Source organism: Halomicrobium zhouii (genome assembly GCF_900114435.1).
Classification (GTDB): domain Archaea; phylum Halobacteriota; class Halobacteria; order Halobacteriales; family Haloarculaceae; genus Halomicrobium; species Halomicrobium zhouii.
This window is the reverse complement of sequence record NZ_FOZK01000003.1, coordinates 82,847-97,123: the sequence shown is the minus strand read 5'-3', so window position 1 is coordinate 97,123 and position 14,277 is coordinate 82,847. Positions and strand designations below refer to the sequence as shown.

The following is a 14,277-nucleotide window of genomic DNA, read 5'->3' as shown; positions in this document are numbered from 1 at the left end:
GAGATCCCGCGAGCGACGGCGATCAGATCAGGAGTCGACGTACGGCAGCGACCCGGCCGTCTCGTCGATGGCGTTCCGGTTGGCCTTCATCAGCGCCGTCGTGTCCCAGATGCCCTCGACGAGGGCCTGGCGCTGGGCGTCGTCGACAGAGACGCTGACCGACTCGTCGCCGTAGCGGACGGTCTCCTCGGCGACGTCGACTTCGAGTTTCCCGTCCGGGTTGTCGTCGACCCACTGCTGGAGTTCGTTGATGGTCTCGTGGTCGGCAGTGACGGTCGGGATACCGAGCGCGAGGCAGTTGCCCGCGAAGATTTCGGCGAAGGACTCACCGATGATGGCGTCGATGCCCCAGCGCATCAGGGCCTGGGGCGCGTGCTCGCGCGAGGAGCCACAGCCGAAGTTCGCGTTGACGACCATCACGTTGGCGTCCTGGAAGCGCTCCTCGTTGAACGTGTGTTCTTTCTCCTGGTCGTCGTCGTCGAACCGCAGGTCGAAGAAGGCGAACTCGCCCAGGCCGTCGAAGGTGACGACCTTCATGAACCGCGCCGGGATGATCTGGTCCGTGTCGATGTCGTTCCCGCGGACGGGGACGCCCGTCCCCTCGACGTAGTCGACCTCCGGAATCTCTTCAGTCGGGTCCGTCATGCTACTTGCACCTCCTCCAGGTCGCGCACGTCAGAGACCTCGCCGGTGATCGCCGCGGCAGCGACCATCCGGGGGTTCATCAGGACGGTGCGGCCGTCCTTGCTCCCCTGGCGGCCGACGAAGTTGCGGTTCGACGAGGAGGCACACGCCTCGTCGCCCTCCAGCTGGTCCTCGTTCATGCCGAGACACATCGAACAGCCGGCGTTGCGCCAGTCGAAGCCGGCCGCCTCGAAGACGTCCTTGAGGCCTTCCTCCTCGGCCTGTCTCTGGACGCGCTGGCTGCCGGGGACGACCAGCGCGCGGACGTCGTCGTGGACCTCGCGGCCCTCGACGATGCGCGCGGCGCGTCGCAGGTCGGGCAGGCGCGCGTTCGTACACGAGCCGAGGAACGCGACGTCGATGTCGTAGCCCTCCATCGACTCGCCGGGTTCGACGCGCATGTGCTTCTGCGCGCGCCGTGCCGTGTCCTGCTTGTCCTCGGGAAGGTCCTCCGGCGCGGGGATGGGGTCGTGGATGCCGATGCCCTGGCCCGGGGTGGTGCCCCAGGTGACGACCGGGTCCAGTTCGGCGGCGTCGATGTGGACGACGTCGTCGTACTCGGCGTCCTCGTCGCTCCGGATGGACTCCCAGTAGGGCTCGAGCTCGTCGAACTTCTCGGGGTTCTCCTGGAAGAAGTCCGTCTGCTTCATCCACTCGTAAGTAGTCTCGTCGGGGTTGACGTAGCCCGCGCGAGCGCCGCCCTCGATGGACATGTTGCAGATGGACATCCGCCCTTCCATGTCGAGGGTCTCGATGGCCTCGCCGGCGTACTCGTAGACGTAGCCGACGCCGCCCTCGGTGCCGAGGCGGCGGATGATCTCCAGGATGACGTCCTTGGCCTCGACGCCCTCGCCGAGTTCGCCGTCGACCTGGATCTTTCGCACTTTCTGTTTCTCCATCGCGATGGTCTGGGTGGCCAGGACGTCGCGGATCTGGCTCGTCCCGATCCCGAACGCAAGCGCGCCGAAGGCGCCGTGGGTGGAGGTGTGGCTGTCGCCGCAGACGATGGTCTTGCCGGGCTGGGTGATCCCCTGCTCCGGGCCGACGACGTGGACGATGCCCTGTTCGCCCGACGGCGGGTCCAGGAACTCGATGCCCGCGTCGCGGACGTTCTCCTCGAGTTCGGACATCATGTTCTCCGCGGCGTCGTCCGAGTAGGGCCGGGACTGGTCGGCGGTGGGCACGATGTGGTCCACCGTCGCCAGCGTCAGGTCCGGTCGGGCGACCTCGATGTCGCGCTCCCGGAGCATGCCGAAGGCCTGCGGGCTGGTGACCTCGTGGATGAGGTGCAGCCCCACGAACAGCTGGTCCTGGCCGTTGGGCAGGGTCGTCACCTTGTGCCGGTCCCAGACCTTGTCGTAGAGGGTTCCCGAACTCATACTGACTCGTCCCGACCCTCTGTCCCGCGCTCGAAGGTGCGATTGGCGCCTTCGGTCGGGGACTCGTGGTCGACGTCTTCCATGGCCTCGTCGTCCGTCTGCTGTTCGTCTGTCGATTCCGAACCGGTACGCTCGCCACCGTCAGCGGCCACGTCCGGGCCGCGCCGGAACGCCGCGCCGAACGGTTCGTCCGTGTGTGGATGGGTGTGGTCCACGTCTTGCATGTTGCTCATAGTCTCAGTCCGCGTTCACTCTCGTCTGTTCGTCGTCCTCGGACTCGCTGTCCTCCTCGGCCCACGCGAACAGGTCTCGCAGCTTCTCGCCGACGTCCTCGATCTCGTGGTTCTTCTCGGCCTGGCGGAGCTGCGTGTAGCTCGGGCGGCCGGCCTGGTTCTCGGTGATCCACTCCTGGGCGAAACGGCCGGACTGGACGTCTTCGAGAGCCTCCTCCATCTTCTCCCGTGCGTGGTCGTCGACGATGTCGTCGCCCTTGGTGAGGCCGCCGTATTCGGCCGTGTCGGAGACGGAGTCCCACATCTCGCCGAGCCCGCCCTCGTACATCAGGTCGACGATGAGCTTGAGCTCGTTCATGCACTCGAAGTAGGCCATCTCCGGGCTGTAGCCGGCGTCGACGAGCGTCTCGTAGCCGTGCTTGACCAGGCTCGTGACGCCGCCACAGAGGACGGCCTGTTCGCCGAACAGGTCGGTCTCGACCTCCTCCTGGAACGTCGTCTCGATGACGCCCGCGCGGGTGCAGCCGATGCCCTTCGCGTAGGCCAGCGCCTCGTCCTTGGCGTCGCCGGAGACGTTCTGGTAGACGGCGATGAGGCCGGGCGTCCCCTGGTCCTTCTCGTAGTTCCGGCGGACGAGGTGACCTGGCGACTTCGGCGCGACCATCGTCACGTCGACGTGCTCCGGGGGCTGGATCTGGTTGTACTGGATGTTGAACCCGTGGGCGAACTGCAGCGTGTCGCCCTCGTCGAGTTCGTCGACGATCTCCTCGAAGACGGCGGGCTGGACCGTGTCGGGGACCAGCACGGAGACGATGTCCGCCTGGGCGGCCGCCTCGCTCGGCGTCGCCACGGTCAGGCCCTCGTCCTCGGCCGCCGCGCGCGACGAGGAGCTCTCTCGCAGGCCGACGACCACGTCGACCCCGCTGTCGTGGAGGTTGAGCGCGTGGGCGTGGCCCTGGCTGCCGTAGCCAAGTACCGCGACCGTCTTGTCGGCCAGCTGTGCTTCGTCCGCGTCGTCGTCGTAGTAGACTTCGGTAGTGAATTCGTCAGTCATCAGTTTCGAGTGTGTCCGCCCCTCTCTCAAGTGCTGCGGTTCCGGTCCGGACGACTTCCTGCACGTCGAACTGCTGGAAGGCGTCGACGGCCGCGTCTATCTTCTGCTGGCTGCCGGTCAGCTCCACGGTCACCGTGTCGGTCGTCACGTCGACGGCCTGGCCGCCGTACATGTCGGCGACGGCCTGGACGTCGTCGGGCTTCTCGCCGTTCACCTTGATGAGGGCGAGCTCCCGCCGGGTGGCCTCGGGTTCGAGCTCTTCGACCGAGACGGTCGGCACCAGCTTCTCCAGTTGCTTCTTGGCCTGCTGGACGCCCGGGTCGGGCTCCTCGATGACGATGGTCATCCGGGCGACGTCGCGGTCCACCGTCGGTCCGACGGTGAGGCTCTCGATGTTGAACTGGCGCCGGCTGAAGAGGCTCGATACCTCCGAGAGGACGCCGGGTTCGTGTCTCACGAGCGCCGAGAGCACCGCCTGTCGGGGCTGGTGGGTCGCCTCGGCTTCGGGGTCGATCCTGATACCTTGCGTGTTGCGCCGGCCCTCCGGACGCATCCGTTCGTCCGGGGCCGGCCCTGGCATTCCTCCGCCGCTCATAGTTGATCCAAGTGGTCTTCGTTCAGCGCGAACAGTCCGTTGTCTCCGCCGCTGGGAACCATCGGGTAGACGTTCTCCGCGGGGTCGATGATGGCGTCGATGACCGACGGGCCGTCGTACTCGCGGGCGGCCTCGATGGTCTCCTCGACGTCGTCGTAGTCCTCGAGCCGGAAGCCCTGGGCGCCGAAGGCCTCCGCGAGCTTGTCGAACTCGGGGATCCACGGGTACTCCGAGGCCATGCGGCGACCCTCGTAGAACCCGTCCTGCCACTGGCGCACCATCCCGACGGCCTCGTTGTTGAGGACGACGTAGGTGATGTCCAGGTTCTCCCGGACGGCGACGGAGAGGCCCTGGACCGTCATCAGGAAGGAACCGTCGCCGTCGAAGCAGACGACCTCCTGGTCGGGCGCGGCGAGCTTGGCACCGATGGCCGAAGGCACGCCGTAGCCCATCGTCCCCAGCCCGTGGCTGGAGACCCAGGTCCGGGGCTCGCTGTAGGTCCAGAACTGGCTGGCCCACATCTGGTGCTGGCCGACGCCGGTGGTGACGATGGTGTCGTCCGGCGTCACCTCGGAGAACTTCTCGACGACGTACTGCGGTTTGAGGGGCTCGTCGTCGGGCGTCTCGTACTCCATCGGGTACTCGGCCTTCCAGGTCTGGCACTGCTCGCGCCACTCGTCACAGTCGGGCGCGCTCGGCATCGCGTCGTACAGCTGCCTGAGCACTGCCTTCGCGTCGCCGATCAGCGGGTAGTCGGCGTGGATGTTCTTCGATATCTCGGCCGGGTCGATGTCGACGTGGATGACCTCGGCGTCGGGCGCGAACGAGTCGACGCCGCCGGTCAGGCGGTCGTCGAAGCGCGTCCCGATGGCCAGCAGGCAGTCGGTGTTGGTGACGGCCATGTTGGCGTAGCCGGTGCCGTGCATGCCCGCCCACTCCAGAGAGAGCTCGTGGTCCTCTGGGAAGCTCCCGATGCCGGGCATCGTCGTCATCACCGGAATCTCGTAGTCGATGGCGAAGTCCCGGAGCGCGTTCGAGGCGTTCGCCTTGATCACGCCGCCGCCAGAGAGGATGACCGGGCGGTCCGCGGCCGCAAGCGCGTCGGCGGCCTCCTGGACGTCCGCGTCGTCGGCCTCCTCGGGCGGGTGGTACGTGTCGGGCGCTTTCGGTTCGCCCGGCTGGACGTCGGTCTCGCCCTGCGTGACGTCCTTCGGCAGGTCGACGAGCGTCGGACCCTGGCGGCCCTCGTCGGCGAGCGCGAACGCCTCGCTGACGTCGAAGCCGACGGTGTCGGCGTCGTTTGCGAAGTAGCTGTGTTTCGTGACGGGCTGGGAGATTCCCACCGTGTCCGTCTCCTGGAAGGCGTCGTTCCCGACGAAGTCCGTCGGGACCTGGCCGGTCAGCGCGATCATGGGGTCCGAGTCCATGTTCGCGTCCGCGATGCCGGTGATCAGGTTCGTCGCCCCCGGCCCGGACGTCGCGAAGCAGACGCCGGGTTCACCGGAGACGATGCCGTAGGCGTCCGCGGCGTGCGAGGCGCCCTGTTCGTGGGCCATCGTCACGTGCGTCATGTCTGAGTCGTACAGCGCGTCGTAGACGGGCATGATCGCCCCGCCCTGGACGCCGAAGACGTACTCGGCGCCGGCGTTCTCGAGCGCGCGGACGACGGACTCTGCGCCGGTCTCGACCGGCTTGTCCCCGGTCGCCGATTCCTCGGCTTCCGTCTCGTCCTCTTGCTGGACGGGCGCGCCTTCGCTCATCGGCGCTCACCCCGTCTGGTCTGTCCTCGATACCTCGGTGCCGTGCTGTGTCCGTTCATTGCTAGATCCTCCTGTGTTCGTGAAAGGCCGGTACGACGTCGCGGAGAGAGTGGTGTGTGCGGGGCTAGAGCGCCCCTACAATACCCGCGAGGAGAACGAGTGCGCCGCTGCCGGCGGGGCGACCCCTTCGTGCAGCGTGCGCCGTCATCAGTACGAATTTCTGTTCCGCACCCGTAATAAGGCTTCTGTGACAGGCCGTGACGAGCCGATGCTCGACGGGGCCTCCGGACCGCGCCCCGCGGTGCGTCCCGTCCGTTCACCACGACCGCCCACACCAGTGGCTGGCCGGCGGTCGGATCCGCGACGGAGGTCATCCTACAGCCTGACCTCCTCTTCGGTCTCCTCGACGCCGACGTCGTCGGCGAAGCGCGTCAGTTCCTCGACGGTGACGCGCTTCTTCTCGGCGCCGAAGTCCTTGACGCGGCGGGTGACCTCCCGGACCTGGTCGTCGGTCGGGTCGTAGCCCGCCTCGACGAGCCGTTCGCGCACGGAGTGTTGCCCCGTGTGCTTGCCCAGGACGAGCTGGCGCTTGGCCCCGACCATCTCGGGGGTCATGACGCCCGGCTCGAACGTGTCGGAGTTCTCGATGACCCCGGCGGCGTGGATGCCGCTCTCGTGGGAGAAGGCGTTCGTCCCCACGATGGGCTTGTTGGCGGGCGTGTCGATGCCCGACTTCTCCTCGATGACGTTCGAGAGCTCGGTGATCCGGGTCGTGTCGATGCCCGTGTCGACGTCGTAGAGGCTCTCCAGCGCCATCACGACCTCCTCGTAGGCCGCGTTGCCGGCGCGCTCGCCGATGCCGTTGACGCTGACCTGGGCCTGTGCCGCCCCGGCTTCGTAGCCGGAGATGGCGTTTGCCGCCGCCAGGCCGAAGTCGTCGTGCGTGTGGACGTCGACCCGGGCGTCGGTGTGACTGACGACCTCCTCGATGAGGTCGTAGAAGCGACGCGGCGTGGCCACCCCGCAGGTGTCGGGGATGTTGATCCAGTCGACGTCGGCCTCGGTGACGGCCTCGATGACGTCGATCAGGAACTCGCTGTCGGTCCGCGTGGCGTCCATCGGGGAGAACATGCACTCTACGCCGGCATCCTTGACGCGCTCGACGGACTCCACCGCGCTCTGGAGCGCCTCCTCGCGCGTCGCGTGCATGGAATCTTCGAGCTGGACGTCGCTGGTGGAGACGAACGTGTGCACCAGGTCGACGCCCGCGTCGAGTGCCGCCTCGATGTCCTTGTCGACCACGCGGGCCAGCCCACAGACGGTCACGGAGCTAGCGTCGGCGATGTCCCGGACGGCCTCGAACTCCGCGTCCGAGTTGACGGGGAACCCGGCCTCGATGACGTGGGTGCCCATCTCGTCCAGGATGGCCGCGATCTCGCGTTTGTCTTCGTAGCTAAACGACGTGCGTGGCGATTGCTCGCCGTCGCGCAGCGTCGTATCGAAAAGTCTTGCTTCTGTAATCTCAGAAGTGGAATCCAGTGTGCCCTGGAAGAACTCGATCCGCCGGGGATCCCGACGTGCCCTCATTATGATTGGACATAATCGTTTGAGTACAGGCCCCTCGCCGTATTTAAAGTTACCCATGAACCGCCGGGCGTGAGAGGGGGTGGCGTGGAACGGGACAGTCCTGGGGCCGCTCACGGACTGCAGAGCGTTCGGACGTCACTCCGGACACACCGACTGGAAACAGCGACGTTTTTCAGGAGGGACGGTCTACAGTCGTGGTATGGCTGCCCATATCTCCCGGGGAGAACGCGGCGACGCGGCCGACCTCCCGGCGGTCGTGCCCTTCGATATCCCGCATCTGAGTCGGTTGAGCTGGGAACTCGGCTCCCGCATCGTGGACGACGACGAGTCGACCCGTTACGGCACCTGGTCGCACGTCGAAACGCCCTGGAGACTGTCCGTCTACCGAGTCACGAGCGCGACCGTTCTCCTCAGGCTACACACACCGGTCGGGAGAGAGCGGTTCTACGGCGCTGCCCTGAGAGACTTCGAACCCGACGCGTCTCGGCTCGAAACGAACCCCACCTGGCGGAAGGTCGACTGACCGGACGAGTTCGCGACGACCCGGATGTCCGCTCGGGATCGACGAGTTCGGTTCGCCAGGGGAGGATTTTTCTCGGTCCACCGCTACCACCCTTCCATGAGCGACTTCGAGGGACTGGACCTGCAGGCCGTGGAGGACCAGATGGACGAGGGAGACGAGGGAGAAGAGGGGAGCAACCGCGTCGTCCTGGCGGTGCTGGACGACTCCACACCGCCGGAAGAGTGGCTAGACATGATAGACGACGGCTCGGTGCTCGTGCTCGACGTCGACGGCGACCTGAACGAACTCGCGTCGACGTTCGCCCGCGACGTCAAGGAAGCCGGCGGCGAACTGATGCACTTCCGGGGATTCCTCGTCGTCACGCCGCCCGGCGTCGTCATCGACCGGGACCGACTGGAGTGAACCGATCCGACTGGCCGGTTCCGTTATCTACTCTTCACAGAGCGTGAGGTAGTGGCCATCGGGGTCCCGGATTCGGATCCCCGCTTCCGTTTCGTCGATAGACTGCGCGTCGCGGGTCACTCTGTCCGCCGTCATCGTCGGGTCTTCGGCGGTGATGCCCCAGTCGACGTGGACGCCGCCGCGGCCGTCGGCGAGGCCGAGTTGCGGTTCCCACAGCTCCAGGTCGACGTCGCCGCCCGTCATCCGCACACGCCGGCGCTCGTCGCCGTAGTCGATCGGTTCGAAGCCGAGGCGCTGGTAGAAGACGCGAGCCGGTTCCAGTTCCTCGACCTCCAGGACGACCTCGAACAGTCCGACGACGCCGGGGCCGTCGACGTCGGACTCCGCGAGTTCCACGCAGTGACCGTCTGGATCGTCGAAGTACAGCGACCGGGCGTCGCCGAACCGGTGTTCGACCAGGTCGAAACGCTCGTCCAGGCGGTCGTACCAGTCGTCGTACTCCCCACTCGGTATCGATAGCGCGTAGTGGGTGTGGAGGCCACCCCGCGGGACGTCGCCGGGCGCCCGCAACCGGAGTTCGGGCCCACCGACGTCGTAGGCGACCTCCTGTTCGGCCTCGCGAACGACGGAAAGGCCGAGTGCGGACTCGTAGAACGACCTGGCCCGGTCGAGGTATTTCACCTCCAGCGCCAGCCACCGCGGCGTCGAGAGCATACGTGTCCTTCGACTGGTCGGCGGAAAGACGTTCGGCCGAACGGTCGTGTACGGGTTCCGTCCGTTGCGACATCCGCCGCAGTGCCGCTCCGCTCGCCGTTTTTATACGTCTCACGCGCCTACGTCCGCCCATGACGATGAAAGCGTCCGGACCCGCGACGGCGTGGCGCGAGATCGACCGCTGGGACCACGGCGTCGGCTGGCTGGCCCATCCGGAAGAGGAGATGCAACGCGCCAGCCACGCACTGGAAGCCGACGGCGAGGTCTGGGTCGTGGACCCGGTCGACGCCGACGGGATCGACGACCTGTTCGACGAGTTCGGTGACGTCGCCGGCGTCGTCGTCCTGCTCGACCGCCACACGCGTGACGCCGACGTCGTCGCGAACCGCCACGACGTCTCGGTCCACGTCCCGCGGTGGATGTCCGGCGTCGAGGAGAAGATCGACGCACCGATCGAACCACTCCACGCCCAGCTGGGCGACACCGAGTACGGCGTCCACCAGGTCGTCGACCTCCCGTTCTGGCAGGAGGCGGCTCTCTACGGTGAAGACACCGGAACGCTCGTCGTCCCCGAGGCGCTGGGCACCGCCGACTTCTTCCTGAGCGGAACCGAGCGCCTCGGTGTCCACCCCATGCTTCGGCTGTTCCCGCCGAAGAAACTCGGTCGACTCTCGCCCGAGCGGATCCTCGTCGGTCACGGGAAGGGCGTCCTGGACGACGCGACCGACGCGCTCGTCGACGCGCTCGGTGGGTCCAGGTCCCGCGCGCCGTCGCTGTACGCGAAGACCGTCCGCGAGTTCCTCCCCGTGTAACGACGGCATTATGTCCACAGACCCGCAATGACGGACGTGATCTACGCGACTCGTGGCCTGATCGACACGCTCCTGCGGATGGCCGAGGAGGCCGGTCCCGACTCGGTGACGATCTCCGTCGCCGTCACGCAAGCCAGCGAGCTCCCGGAGACCGACCTGCCGCCCGAGACGCCCGTCTTCACGCACTTCTACATGCCCAGCGCCGGTGGGTCGGTCAACGCCGTCTTCGGCGTGGATCTTGGGACCCCCGTCGGCCAGACCCAGGGCCGGTTCGTCTCCCACCCGGACGGGAACCTCTCGCTGACGAAGGAGGACGACCTCCACGAGGTGGTGTTCGTCGCCGTCCCACCGTGGGAGGAGGCGTCCCTGGCCGCCTTCGACCGGCGGGGAGACCAGCAGGAGCTGGAACTGCTCGACGCGGAACCGCCGGAAGAAGTGCTGGAGTGATCCGCTGGTCCCACTCAGTCCTCGATGTATCCCAGGTCCCTGAGCTGGTCGGCAATGTCCTGGAACTGCGCCTCCGTGAGTTCGCCCTCGCGCTGGTGCTGGATGACGATGCTCCGCAGCAGGAACCTGACGAGGTCGCTCGTGCTGGAGAAGCTGGTCCCCTCGATGGTCTCGTCGACCCGCTCGGCGAGGTCCTTCGGGATCGAAACCGTGGTGTAGTCGGCCATACCCCGGCTTTGCCGTCGGTCCGGATAGGCGTTGTGGGGTCGTTCGTCCGGACGGAGCGCGCTTGGCCCCGCTCTAGACGACAAGTTCCATCGGGTAGTCCGTCAGATTCTCGTAGCCGTCCTCGGTGACGACGACGAGGTCCTCCAGCCTGACGCCGCCGACGTCGGGGTCGTAGAGTCCGGGTTCGATAGTGATGACGTGGCCGGGTTCGAGTTCGCCGCCGTTGGGCCCGACACTGGGCTGTTCGTGGACGTCGAGTCCGACGCCGTGGCCCGTGCTGTGGATGAACCCCGTCTCGGCCGACTCGTCGCTCCGGAGCGTCGGTTCGCCGGCCTCTTCGTAGACGTCACAGACCGCGTCGTGGACGGCAGCACCGGTCGCGCCGGGCTCGACCGCGTCGAGGGCCGCCTCGTAGGCGCGCTCGGTGAGGTCGTACCACTCGCGGACCGTCTCGCTCGCTTCGCCGACGAGGAACGTCCGCGTCATGTCGCCGTTGTACTTCGTGGCCTTGTTCCGCGGGAAGATGTCGACGATGATGGGCTCGTCGGCCCGGAACGGCCCGCTTCCCCGGTCGTGTGGGTCCGCCGCGTCCGCCCCACCGGCGACGATGGTCTGGTCGAGGGCACAGCCGTTGCGCAACAGCGTCACCTCGATCTCCTCCTTGACGCGCTCGCTGGTGAGCACGTCGCCCTCGCAGGTAAGTCGCCCGTCGCCGTCGACGCCGGCCTCACGGAACAACCGTTCTGCGGCGGCCATGGCCTTCTCGTTGGCGGCCTGGGCGTCGCGGATGAATTCGATCTCGGCCTCGGTCTTGGTCGCTCGGACGTCCGTCACGACGCTGTCACGGTCCGGTTCGACGGTGATTCCCAGGTCGCGGAGCGCGTCCGCGACCGAGACGGGGAATCGGGGTGGCACCGCGACCGACTCGACGCCATAGGAACGCAGGAACTCGGCGAGAACGTGGAACGGCGCCTCGTCGGCCCCGTGCTCGGCGACCTTCTCGCGATAGCCGAAGTCCACGTTCCGTTCGACCGTGGCGGCGCGAGCCTCGCGCTTCGCTCGCCCGTATTCCAGACTCCGGCCGAACAGGAGGTGCACCTCGCCGTCGTACAGCGTCACGAACGGGTCGGGGGCGTCGAACCCAGAGAGGTAGTACTGGTCGGCGTTCTCCGAGTCGGCGTCGATCAGATAGCCGTCGAGGTCACGGTCAGCCAGCGACGCGTCGAGTCGCGAAAAGTCCGGGTCCATGCAGACGGATCCGCTTGCCAGTGCCTTGGCTCTGGCGTCACCGGGACGTCCAGCAGACACCTAGAGGCTGGAGACGTACGCGGCCAGGTCCGAGGTAGTGACGATGCCGATAGTACCCTCCTCGGGGTCGACGACGGGCACGTGGTGGATTCCCCGGTCGACCATCTCCTCGGCGACCTCCTGGACAGGAGTCTGGGCCGTCGTCGTGTACAGGTCGGTCGTCATGTACCGCGAGACGGCCGTCTCGGCCTTCGGGTGGCTCTTCGAGACGATGTCGACGAAGTCGGTCGTCGTCAGGATTCCCGCCAGTTCCCCGTCGTCGTTCGTGACGAGGAGCGAACTGATGTCTTCGCTGAGCATGAGCGTGGCAGCCTCTTCGACGAGCGTCTCGGGCGTGACCGTTACGAGCGAGGTGGACATGAGTCGTGCGACGTAAATATCGTCCATGACAGTTCGTATCGCTCTCTCCTTTATAGGGGTTCGCGTACGGGCGAACGTGACCGCTCCTTCGGACGAATTCCGGGGTTCCGGCGCCAGCACGAACGCCTGTGGGCCGGGACGATAGTTGCGGGAACCGAAACGACCCGGGCCCGAATCACTCGCTGAGAGAGCACGACAGTATTTGTCGGTCGCGTTCGAGAGTGGAGCCGTGAACGGAGATCGCACCGGGCCACGGAGGGGGTATCGTGGGTGAGCTCGCCATCGACGTCGATGGGCTGGAACTGACCTACAGCGACGGCACGCGGGCCGTCCGTGACGTCGACCTGCAGGTTCCCGAAGGCGAACTGTTCGGGTTCCTCGGACCGAACGGCGCCGGGAAAACGACGACGATCAAGGTGCTATCCACACTGTTGCAACCCACCGGCGGGTCCGTCCGCGTCAACGGGTTCGACGTCGTCGACCGACCCCGCGACGTCCGCCGGACCATCGGCTACATGGCCCAGGAAACGAGCATCGACAACGACCTCACGGCGAGGGAGAACATCCGATTCGCCTGCGAGGCCTACGGCGTCCCCCGGAGCGAGCGCGCCGAACGCATCGACGAACTGCTCGAACTGGCCGACCTGGCCGACGTCGCGGACAAGCGCGCCAACGACTTCTCCGGCGGCATGAAGAAACGACTCGACGCCGCCACCGCGCTCGTCCACCGCCCGCCGCTCGTCTTCCTCGACGAGCCCACCACCGGGCTCGACCCTGCCGCGCGGAACCGCCTCTGGGAGTACTTCGAACGGATCAACGAGGAGGGCACGACCATCGTGCTCACTACCCAGTACCTCGAAGAGGCCGACCAGCTCTGTGACCGCATCTCGGTCATCCACGACGGCGAGATCGTCGTCACCGGCTCGCCGGAGGAACTCAAACGCGAGGTCGGCGGCGAAGTGCTCGACGTCGAACTGGCCGAGGACGGCCCGGACGTCGAACGCGCCCGTGACGCCGTCGCCAGCGCCGACGCCGTCGACAGGAGCGCCATCGACGTCACGGAGGACGGCCTGAGCATCACGTCGCCCCAGGCCCGCGAGATCGGCACCGACGTCCTGCTCGCACTCAGGGACGCCGACATCCCGGTGCTCGGGTTCAACGTCCGGTCGCCGACGCTGGACGACGTCTTTCTCGCCGTCACCGGGGAACACGTCGACGACGTCGAGGACGCCGGCGACGGATCCGAACCACTGGAGGCGTCCCGATGAGCACCGAAAACCCATCACAGCGGTCCCAGCAGGCGACCGGCAACTCGTTCGTCGGTGACGTCTGGGTCAACTACAAGCGCTGGATGATCAAGTCCGTCCGGAACCCGTTCATCCTCACCGGCTCGCTCCTCCAGCCGGTCATCTTCCTGGTACTGTTCACCCAGGTCTTCGGCCAGGTCGCGACGAGCGCGATCGGCGGCAACGGCGCGGCCATCAGCTACGAGACCTACCTCGTCCCGGCCATCGCCGTCCAGACTGCACTCGCGGCCGCCGCGGCGTCGGGAATCGGGCTCGTCAACGACATCGAGGAAGGGATGTTCGACAAGATCCTCGTCTCGCCGATGAGCCGGACCGGCGTCTTCCTCGGCAAGAGCCTCGCCGAGATCAGCCGGATCGTCGCTCAGATCGTCATCATCGTCGGCCTCGGCTGGCTGCTGGGCGCCCGCTACGCGACCGGCATCCCGGGCATCCTCGGCATCCTCGCCATCGGGGTCGTCTTCTCGCTGTGGTTCACGGCGTTCTCGAACATCGTCGCGCTCGTGACCAGGGACCAGGAGTCGACGATAATCGGCGCGAACATCCTCCAGTTCCCGTTGCTGTTCGTCTCCAGCGCGTTCCTCCCGCTCTCCGTGATGCCCGGGTGGATCCAGACCGTCGCGATGTTCAACCCGATCACTTACGGCGTCGACGCCGCCCGCGCGCTGACGCTCGGTGAGGACGTCATGACGGTGATCGAGGTGACGCAATTCGGCGGCGTCTGGGACACGCTGGTCCCGGCACTGGCCATCCTCCTCGCACTGGACCTCGTCATGGTCGGCGCTGCCGTCGTAATGCTCAACCGCGCGGCGAAGTCGGCCGTCCAGTAATCCGTCACTCCGACTCCGATGGGTCCGGTAGCCTCTTGTCGGGCCCCGACGACCGAC

17 protein-coding genes are annotated in these 14,277 nt (G+C 66.9%); 6 read left to right on the top strand and 11 right to left on the bottom strand.

Features of this window, described 5'->3' with window-relative positions; translation table 11 throughout:
- Positions 1-27 precede the first annotated feature (27 nt).
- The 7 genes from leuD to BM337_RS14185 all read right to left on the bottom strand — a co-directional run bounded on the left by leuD (position 28) and on the right by BM337_RS14185 (position 7,292).
- The gene (gene leuD, locus BM337_RS14215) at positions 28-645 is read right to left on the bottom strand and encodes a 3-isopropylmalate dehydratase small subunit (RefSeq protein WP_089817311.1); all 618 of its coding nucleotides are present in this window, start codon (positions 643-645) and stop codon (positions 28-30) included.
- On the bottom strand, positions 642-2,063 hold the full coding sequence (gene leuC / locus BM337_RS14210) for a 3-isopropylmalate dehydratase large subunit (protein WP_089817310.1): 1,422 nt from the start codon (positions 2,061-2,063) through the stop codon (positions 642-644). Before leuC ends, leuD begins: the two co-directional genes overlap by 4 nt.
- Complete coding sequence (locus tag BM337_RS14205; protein WP_089817309.1) at positions 2,060-2,296, bottom strand: DUF7989 family protein; 237 nt, start codon at positions 2,294-2,296, stop codon at positions 2,060-2,062. Before BM337_RS14205 ends, leuC begins: the two co-directional genes overlap by 4 nt.
- A gap of 4 nt (positions 2,297-2,300) precedes the next feature.
- On the bottom strand, positions 2,301-3,350 hold the full coding sequence (ilvC, locus tag BM337_RS14200; protein WP_089817308.1) for a ketol-acid reductoisomerase: 1,050 nt from the start codon (positions 3,348-3,350) through the stop codon (positions 2,301-2,303).
- Positions 3,343-3,930 (bottom strand): acetolactate synthase small subunit, encoded by a 588-nt coding sequence (gene ilvN, locus BM337_RS14195; RefSeq protein ID WP_089818148.1) that lies wholly within the window; start codon positions 3,928-3,930, stop codon positions 3,343-3,345. The genes ilvC and ilvN overlap by 8 nt, the downstream gene beginning before the upstream one ends.
- An 11-nt stretch (positions 3,931-3,941) precedes the next feature.
- Positions 3,942-5,705 (bottom strand): biosynthetic-type acetolactate synthase large subunit, encoded by a 1,764-nt coding sequence (gene ilvB / locus BM337_RS14190; protein ID WP_089817307.1) that lies wholly within the window; start codon positions 5,703-5,705, stop codon positions 3,942-3,944.
- Positions 5,706-6,080: 375 nt separating this feature from the next.
- Entirely contained in the window at positions 6,081-7,292 is a 1,212-nt protein-coding gene (locus tag BM337_RS14185) for a LeuA family protein (protein ID WP_089817306.1), read from the bottom strand.
- A gap of 199 nt (positions 7,293-7,491) precedes the next feature.
- Between BM337_RS14185 and BM337_RS14180 the strand changes: the two genes are divergently transcribed.
- Complete coding sequence (locus BM337_RS14180; RefSeq protein WP_089817305.1) at positions 7,492-7,815, top strand: hypothetical protein; 324 nt, start codon at positions 7,492-7,494, stop codon at positions 7,813-7,815.
- A gap of 96 nt (positions 7,816-7,911) precedes the next feature.
- On the top strand, positions 7,912-8,217 hold the full coding sequence (locus BM337_RS14175; RefSeq protein WP_089817304.1) for a DUF5779 family protein: 306 nt from the start codon (positions 7,912-7,914) through the stop codon (positions 8,215-8,217).
- Between the two features lie 27 nt (positions 8,218-8,244).
- Here the strand turns inward: BM337_RS14175 and BM337_RS14170 are convergent, their stop codons facing one another.
- Positions 8,245-8,931 carry a VOC family protein gene (locus tag BM337_RS14170; protein ID WP_089817303.1) on the bottom strand — a complete coding sequence of 229 codons (687 nt, stop codon included), beginning with the start codon at positions 8,929-8,931 and terminating at the stop codon, positions 8,245-8,247.
- A 131-nt stretch (positions 8,932-9,062) separates the two neighbouring features.
- Here BM337_RS14170 and BM337_RS14165 point away from each other — a divergent pair, with 131 nt between their 5' ends.
- Together BM337_RS14165 and BM337_RS14160 are read left to right on the top strand one after the other, a co-directional pair.
- Positions 9,063-9,743, top strand: a complete 681-nt coding sequence (locus BM337_RS14165) for a hypothetical protein (protein ID WP_089817302.1) — start codon at positions 9,063-9,065, stop codon at positions 9,741-9,743.
- Positions 9,744-9,779: 36 nt separating this feature from the next.
- Entirely contained in the window at positions 9,780-10,190 is a 411-nt protein-coding gene (locus tag BM337_RS14160) for a JAB/MPN domain protein-containing protein (RefSeq protein ID WP_089818146.1), read from the top strand.
- A 14-nt stretch (positions 10,191-10,204) separates the two neighbouring features.
- On the opposite strand, the gene BM337_RS14155 is transcribed toward BM337_RS14160, so the two are convergent.
- The 3 genes from BM337_RS14155 to BM337_RS14145 form a co-directional block, all read right to left on the bottom strand.
- Positions 10,205-10,417: a ribbon-helix-helix domain-containing protein gene (locus BM337_RS14155; protein WP_089817301.1), complete on the bottom strand. Its 213-nt coding sequence runs from the start codon at positions 10,415-10,417 to the stop codon at positions 10,205-10,207.
- A gap of 73 nt (positions 10,418-10,490) precedes the next feature.
- On the bottom strand, positions 10,491-11,666 hold the full coding sequence (locus tag BM337_RS14150) for a M24 family metallopeptidase (RefSeq protein ID WP_089817300.1): 1,176 nt from the start codon (positions 11,664-11,666) through the stop codon (positions 10,491-10,493).
- 60 nt (positions 11,667-11,726) lie between these two features.
- Complete coding sequence (locus BM337_RS14145) at positions 11,727-12,113, bottom strand: CBS domain-containing protein (protein WP_089817299.1); 387 nt, start codon at positions 12,111-12,113, stop codon at positions 11,727-11,729.
- Positions 12,114-12,352: 239 nt separating this feature from the next.
- On the opposite strand from BM337_RS14145, the gene BM337_RS14140 reads away from it, so the two are divergent.
- Positions 12,353-13,354, top strand: a complete 1,002-nt coding sequence (locus BM337_RS14140) for an ABC transporter ATP-binding protein (RefSeq protein ID WP_218155572.1) — start codon at positions 12,353-12,355, stop codon at positions 13,352-13,354.
- Positions 13,351-14,220: an ABC transporter permease gene (locus tag BM337_RS14135; protein ID WP_089817297.1), complete on the top strand. Its 870-nt coding sequence runs from the start codon at positions 13,351-13,353 to the stop codon at positions 14,218-14,220. The genes BM337_RS14140 and BM337_RS14135 overlap by 4 nt, the downstream gene beginning before the upstream one ends.
- Positions 14,221-14,277 lie beyond the last annotated feature (57 nt).

Bases quoted from the DNA above. Each gene is read 5' to 3' on its own strand.
- leuD (WP_089817311.1), bottom strand. From the start codon at position 645: ATGACGGACCCGACTGAAGAGATTCCGGAGGTCGACTACGTCGAGGGG.
- leuC (WP_089817310.1), bottom strand. From the start codon at position 2,063: ATGAGTTCGGGAACCCTCTACGACAAGGTCTGGGACCGGCACAAGGTG.
- BM337_RS14205 (WP_089817309.1), bottom strand. From the start codon at position 2,296: ATGAGCAACATGCAAGACGTGGACCACACCCATCCACACACGGACGAA.
- ilvC (WP_089817308.1), bottom strand. From the start codon at position 3,350: ATGACTGACGAATTCACTACCGAAGTCTACTACGACGACGACGCGGAC.
- ilvN (WP_089818148.1), bottom strand. From the start codon at position 3,930: ATGCCAGGGCCGGCCCCGGACGAACGGATGCGTCCGGAGGGCCGGCGC.
- ilvB (WP_089817307.1), bottom strand. From the start codon at position 5,705: ATGAGCGAAGGCGCGCCCGTCCAGCAAGAGGACGAGACGGAAGCCGAG.
- BM337_RS14185 (WP_089817306.1), bottom strand. From the start codon at position 7,292: ATGAGGGCACGTCGGGATCCCCGGCGGATCGAGTTCTTCCAGGGCACA.
- BM337_RS14180 (WP_089817305.1), top strand. From the start codon at position 7,492: ATGGCTGCCCATATCTCCCGGGGAGAACGCGGCGACGCGGCCGACCTC.
- BM337_RS14175 (WP_089817304.1), top strand. From the start codon at position 7,912: ATGAGCGACTTCGAGGGACTGGACCTGCAGGCCGTGGAGGACCAGATG.
- BM337_RS14170 (WP_089817303.1), bottom strand. From the start codon at position 8,931: ATGCTCTCGACGCCGCGGTGGCTGGCGCTGGAGGTGAAATACCTCGAC.
- BM337_RS14165 (WP_089817302.1), top strand. From the start codon at position 9,063: ATGACGATGAAAGCGTCCGGACCCGCGACGGCGTGGCGCGAGATCGAC.
- BM337_RS14155 (WP_089817301.1), bottom strand. From the start codon at position 10,417: ATGGCCGACTACACCACGGTTTCGATCCCGAAGGACCTCGCCGAGCGG.
- BM337_RS14150 (WP_089817300.1), bottom strand. From the start codon at position 11,666: ATGGACCCGGACTTTTCGCGACTCGACGCGTCGCTGGCTGACCGTGAC.
- BM337_RS14145 (WP_089817299.1), bottom strand. From the start codon at position 12,113: ATGGACGATATTTACGTCGCACGACTCATGTCCACCTCGCTCGTAACG.
- BM337_RS14135 (WP_089817297.1), top strand. From the start codon at position 13,351: ATGAGCACCGAAAACCCATCACAGCGGTCCCAGCAGGCGACCGGCAAC.